Annotated in this window: 4 protein-coding genes and 1 pseudogene; 3 read left to right on the top strand and 2 right to left on the bottom strand. The window is 68.8% G+C overall.

Features of this window, described 5'->3' with window-relative positions; all coding sequences use genetic code 11:
* Nucleotides 1-167: pseudogene (locus tag AC1DYI_RS25685) on the top strand (IS1595-like element ISBeb2 family transposase); the annotation flags it as partial.
* Nucleotides 168-256: 89 nt separating this feature from the next.
* Here AC1DYI_RS25685 and AC1DYI_RS25680 read toward each other — a convergent pair.
* Nucleotides 257-1,813 (bottom strand): M4 family metallopeptidase, encoded by a 1,557-nt coding sequence (locus AC1DYI_RS25680; RefSeq protein ID WP_477206967.1) that lies wholly within the window; start codon nt 1,811-1,813, stop codon nt 257-259.
* 291 nt (nt 1,814-2,104) lie between these two features.
* Nucleotides 2,105-4,231, bottom strand: coding sequence for an ATP-dependent DNA helicase RecG (gene recG / locus AC1DYI_RS25675; RefSeq protein ID WP_477206968.1), 2,127 nt, complete (start codon nt 4,229-4,231; stop codon nt 2,105-2,107).
* A gap of 147 nt (nt 4,232-4,378) precedes the next feature.
* Here recG and AC1DYI_RS25670 point away from each other — a divergent pair, with 147 nt between their 5' ends.
* Nucleotides 4,379-4,522 carry a hypothetical protein gene (locus AC1DYI_RS25670; RefSeq protein ID WP_477206966.1) on the top strand — a complete coding sequence of 48 codons (144 nt, stop codon included), beginning with the start codon at nt 4,379-4,381 and terminating at the stop codon, nt 4,520-4,522.
* 154 nt (nt 4,523-4,676) lie between these two features.
* On the top strand, nt 4,677-5,227 hold a 551-nt coding region (locus AC1DYI_RS25665; RefSeq protein ID WP_477206965.1), incomplete at its 3' end, for an S-adenosylmethionine:tRNA ribosyltransferase-isomerase.

Genomic DNA, 5,227 nt, shown 5'->3' with positions numbered 1-5,227 from the left:
CCTACCACTCACGGCTCAAGGGCTGGCTGCGCCGCTTTCGCGGTGTGGCTACCACCTACCTGCACCACTACCTGGGTTGGTTCAGGGCTGTTGACCGCTGCGCGCCGCGCCACCTACCTCCGGAGCAGCTCCTCAGCCTCTCCCTCGGCCGATTCGCTCATCCATAGGCAACGCGCAAAGAGCCAAGAAAAAGCCGCCCGGGCCGAGAGGCGCTGGGCGGCTTCGAGGGCTGCGCCGCCGGGGCGGCGCGAAGCGATTACGGGCGGTTGACGGCCGTCCAGGTGGCGTGCACCGCGGCCACTTCGGGCGAGCCGGCGCCGTACAGGTCGGTCGCGGCCTGGACCGTGTCCAGACGGGCCTTGGCGAAGGTTTCGCTGGCGGTCATGTACATCGTCAGCGCGCGGTACCAGATCTTCTCGGCCTTGGCGCGGGTGATGCCGGTCAGCGTGCCGTTGCCGGTGGCCGTGCGGGTGTTGCCCGCGACGCAGGTCTTCGACGGCGAGCCGTTGGTCGTGCCCTCGGCCAGCAGGTAGAAGAAGTGGTTGGCCACGCCCGACGAGTAGTGCACGTCGAGGTTGCCGACGCCCGAGTACCAGCAGTCGGACGAGGCGCCGTCGCTGCTCGGCGTGATCATGTTGCGCAGCGGCGAGCTCGACAGCTCTTCGCCGATCAGGTAGTCGCCCGGGTCGTTGGCGTTGTTGGCATAGAACTCGGTCATCGAACCGAAGATGTCGGACGTGCCTTCGTTCAGGCCACCGGATTCACCCGAGTAGATCAGCTTGGCAGTGCGCGAGGTCACACCGTGCGTCATCTCATGGCCGGCCACGTCCAGCGACACCAGCGGCGTGAAGAAGCTGCCGTCGCCGTAGGTCATGCAGAAGCAGCTGTCGCTCCAGAACGCGTTGTCGTAGTTGTTCGAATAGTGCACGCGCGAACGGGCACCCTTGCCGTCGTTGGCGATGCCGTTGCGGCCATGGACGTTCTTGTAGTAGTCCCAGGTCATGTTCTGGCCGTAGTGCGCGTCGGCACCGACAGTCTCGTTGCTGGACTCGGCGTTGTTGCCCCAGACGTTGTTGGTGTCGGTGAAGATGGTTTCGCTGCCGGTGGTGTGCTTCATGTCCACCGTGTAGTGCTTGCCGCGCGTGATGTCCTTCAGCTTGTACTTGCCGGTGGAGGCGGTGAACTTGTCGTGCACCGACACGTTGCCGGAGTACAGCGTCTTGCCCTGGCCGACGTCGTCGGCGGTGTGGACGTCGTCCCAGCGGTCCAGCACCTTGCCGCCGGCGCCGATGATCACGTGGTGTTCGCTCGGGGTGCCGTCGGCCTGCACGCCCTTGACCAGCACGTTCCAGGCCAGTTGCGGTTGGGTGTCGCGGGCATAGACGACCAGCTGTTGGCTGTCGACCTTGCCGCCGCGGTGCGGGAACGCGGCCAGCGCCTTGGCGGCGGCGTCACGCGAGGCCATTTGCGGCTTGACGTCCAGCTCGATGCGCGAAGCTTGCGAGATCGACAGGTCGCGGTACTGGCCGTTCGCGGACAGATGCACCACCAGGTCACCGCCGATCACCGGCAGGCCGCGGTACAGGCGCTGGAAGCGCACGTGTTGCGAGCCGTCGGCATCGGCCATCAGGTCACTCGCCTGGAAACTGTCGCCGGCGGACACGTGGCCGGCCACAGCGGCCTGGCCTTGCAGGTGCGACAGCGCACGTTGCACGGCCGGGTGATCGGCAGCCGGCGCGGCTTGCACGGCCAGCGCGGCGAACGAGGCCAGCGCAGCAATCGTCGCTTGATGAATCAAGGTGAACTTGGTCATGGAGTCTCCAACGGTGGATTGGGAGGGGTAACCGTCGTGCCCGTCGTCGTCGACGCGGCAAGCAGTCTGTGCACCTGAGGCCGGGGCGGCGGCTGGACCGGGCAGTGCTTCGCAGACTGTCGGCGCCAGCAGGGGGCCACAACCATCCCGAGAACTGGGGGGCGGGTTAACGCCTCTTCACGCCTCACCGGGCGTCACGGCAAAACGCGCGTGAACAGCTTGTCGCTTGTTGATGGTTGTTGATCATTGCGTCGGTCCCGCTGACCTGGCCGAGTGCGTCACATTGTCTCGTCAGGCTTTCAGGTAGTCGAGCTGATGGCCCAGCCAACGTGCGACATGGGCTTGCGCCGCATGCGGTTGGTGGTCGAGCAGCCAGACCGCTTGGCGGCGCGCCTGGGCCAGCAGCGGCGCGTCTTCGGCCAGGTCGGCAAAGCGCAGCAATGCATCGCCCGATTGGCGTGCGCCCATGAACTCACCCGGCCCGCGGATCTCGAGGTCGCGGCGCGCGATCTCGAAGCCGTCGTTGGTCTCGGCCATCGCACGCAGGCGCTGCTTGCCGCTGTCGGACAAGGGCGATGAGTACATCAGCACGCAGACACTGGCCACCTCGCCGCGCCCGACGCGGCCGCGCAGCTGGTGCAACTGGGCGAGGCCGAAACGCTCGGCATGCTCGACCACCATCAGGCTCGCGTTCGGCACGTCGACGCCGACCTCGATCACCGTGGTGGCCACCAGCACCGACAACTCGCCGGCCTTGAAGCGCGCCATCACGGCGGCCTTGTCGGCGGACTTGAGCCGGCCGTGGATCAGGCCGACCTCGACACCGGGCAATGCGGCGCTCAGCTGCGCATGGGTCTCGGTTGCGTTGCGCAACTCGGCCATCGGTTTGCCTCGCGTGGGCTTGGCCGGCGCTTCGCCTGTCTCTTCCGCCGCCTCGATCAGCGGGCAGACCCAGTAGACCTGCTTGCCCTGCGCCACCTCGTCGCGGATGCGCGCGATCAATTCTTCGCGCCGGTTGTCGGCGATCAGCTTGGTGACGATCGGCGTGCGACCAGGCGGCAACTCGTCGATCGTCGACACCTCCAGGTCGGCGAAGTAGGTCATCGCCAGCGTGCGCGGGATCGGCGTCGCGGTCATCATCAGCAGGTGGGGCTCGATGGAGCCTCCAGACCCGCCGCTGCCCCCCGGCAGCTGCAACTTGCGCCGCAGCGCCAGCCGCTGCGCGACACCGAAGCGGTGCTGCTCGTCGACCACCGCCAGGCCGAGCCGTGCGAACTGCACGTCGCTCTGGATCACCGCATGGGTGCCGACCACCAGCGCGGCCTCGCCACTGGCCACGGCGGCCAACGCGCGTTCGCGCGCCTTGCCGCGCTTGCTGCCGGTCAGCCAGGCCACCTGCACACCCAGCGGCTGCAGCCATTGCACCAGCTTGGCGAAATGCTGCTCGGCCAGGATCTCGGTCGGCGCCATCAGCGCGCATTGCCAGCCGGCGTCGATGGCCACGGCTGCAGCCAGCGCCGCAACCACGGTCTTGCCGGCGCCCACGTCGCCCTGCAGCAGGCGGTGCATCGGCCGGCCCAGGCTCAAGTCGGCGGCGATCTCGCGCGTCACGCGTTGCTGCGCGCCTGTCAGGCGAAACGGCAGAGTGGCCAGCAGCTGCGCATGCAGGCCGTCGACCCGCGCAGCCAGCACCGGTGCCGCCAGCTGCGCCCGTTCGCGCCGTGACTGCGCCTGCGCCAGCTGCTGGGCCAGCAGCTCCTCGAACTTCAGGCGCTGCCAGGCCGGGTGGCTGTGGTCTTCCAGCGTGGCCAGTGCGGTGTTCGGCGGCGGGTGGTGCAGGAACAGCAAGGCCTCGCGCAGCGGCGGCAGCCCCGCCGGCACGACACCGGCCGGCAGCACCTCGCCCAGGCCCGCGCGCTGCAGCCCCGACGCCACGGCCTTGCGCAAATAGGCCTGCGGCAGCGCGGCGGTGGTCGGGTAGACGGGGGTCAGCTCGGCGGCCAGCGGCGTGTCCGGCTGCACCGCCTTGAACTGCGGGTGGACCATCTCGCGGCCGAAAAAGCCGCCGCGCAGCTCGCCGCGGGCGCGGATGCGGGCGCCGGGTTGCAGCGTCTTCTGGTGCGAGGGGTAGAAGTTGACGAAGCGCAGCACCAGCGTCTCGCCCTCATCGTCGGCCAGCTGCACCACCAGCTGGCGTCGCGGGCGGAACTCGACCCGCGCCTCCTGGACCACGGCTTCAATCTGCAGCGTGTCGCCGGGCCGGGCTCCGACCAGCGGCGTCAGCTGGGTCTCGTCTTCGTAGCGCAGCGGCAGGTGCAGCGCCAGCGAGATCGGCGTCGTCAGCCCCAGCGTTTCCAGCGCCCGCGCCGGGCCAGATTTGGCGGCGGGGGTGGCAACGGGGCTGGGCATGCACGGCATTGTCACTTCGGCCATTCCTGCGGTCCGCTCTGCGGCGTCCACGCCACAGGCAGTGACCCCTGCTTGCGACTGCTCACTAACGATGATCGCGGTTGTGCCGAAATCACCAGACAATCTGTTCGCGCCGTATTCCTGCAGTAGTCCACCATGCGTTTTGCTCTCCGCCTGCTTGTTCTGATCACCACCGTGCTGGGCCTGGGCGTCGCCTTCGCATGGGCCTGGGACCGCTCCGATGCGCGCGCCCAGGCCAACCCGGCCGCCGCGCAGGCGCCGGCACCCGGGTCGCACTGACCCGGCGGGCGGCCTGCGGCGCGGTTCGCGTCGCGGAACCGAATCGCGCGAACGTCCCCTAAGACGGGCACACCGCACACGGGGCTATCGCGCCACCGTGGCGGCGTGGAACAATCTGGCCATCGCTTTGAAGGCCGGTGAAGCCTGCAAGCCCATGCCCGCCCAAAACCGCCGTACCTACACCCTCGCCGATTTCGACTTCACGCTGCCGCCTGACCTGATCGCGCAGCACCCGAGCCCCGAGCGCAGCGCCTCGCGCCTGCTCGACGGCCGCGGTGAACGCCCAGTGGACCGCGTGTTCCGTGAACTGCCCGCGCTGTTGACGCCGGGCGACCTGCTGGTTTTCAACGACACCCGCGTCATCAAGGCCCGGCTGCTGGGCGAAAAACCCACCGGCGGTGCCGTCGAGGCGCTGGTCGAGCGGGTCGTGCCAGACGTTGACGGCGAGCCGCCGCACCAGGTGCTGGCCCATCTGCGCGCCAGCAAGTCACCCAAGCCGGGCAGCAGCGTGCGTTTCGGCCAAGTGGGGCAGATCGGTGCCGCCGGCTTCGACGCCGAGGTGCTGGGCCGCGCCGGGCCGGACGATTCGCTGTTCCGCCTGCGCTTTCCGGCCGACCCGTTCGCCTTGCTGCAGGCCTTCGGCCATGTGCCGCTGCCGCCTTACATCACCCACGCCGATGCGCCGGACGACGAGCAGCGCTACCA

It is taken from the genome of Ideonella sp. P3_A4, assembly GCF_056403075.1.
This window is presented reverse-complemented; position numbering and strand designations above follow the sequence as displayed.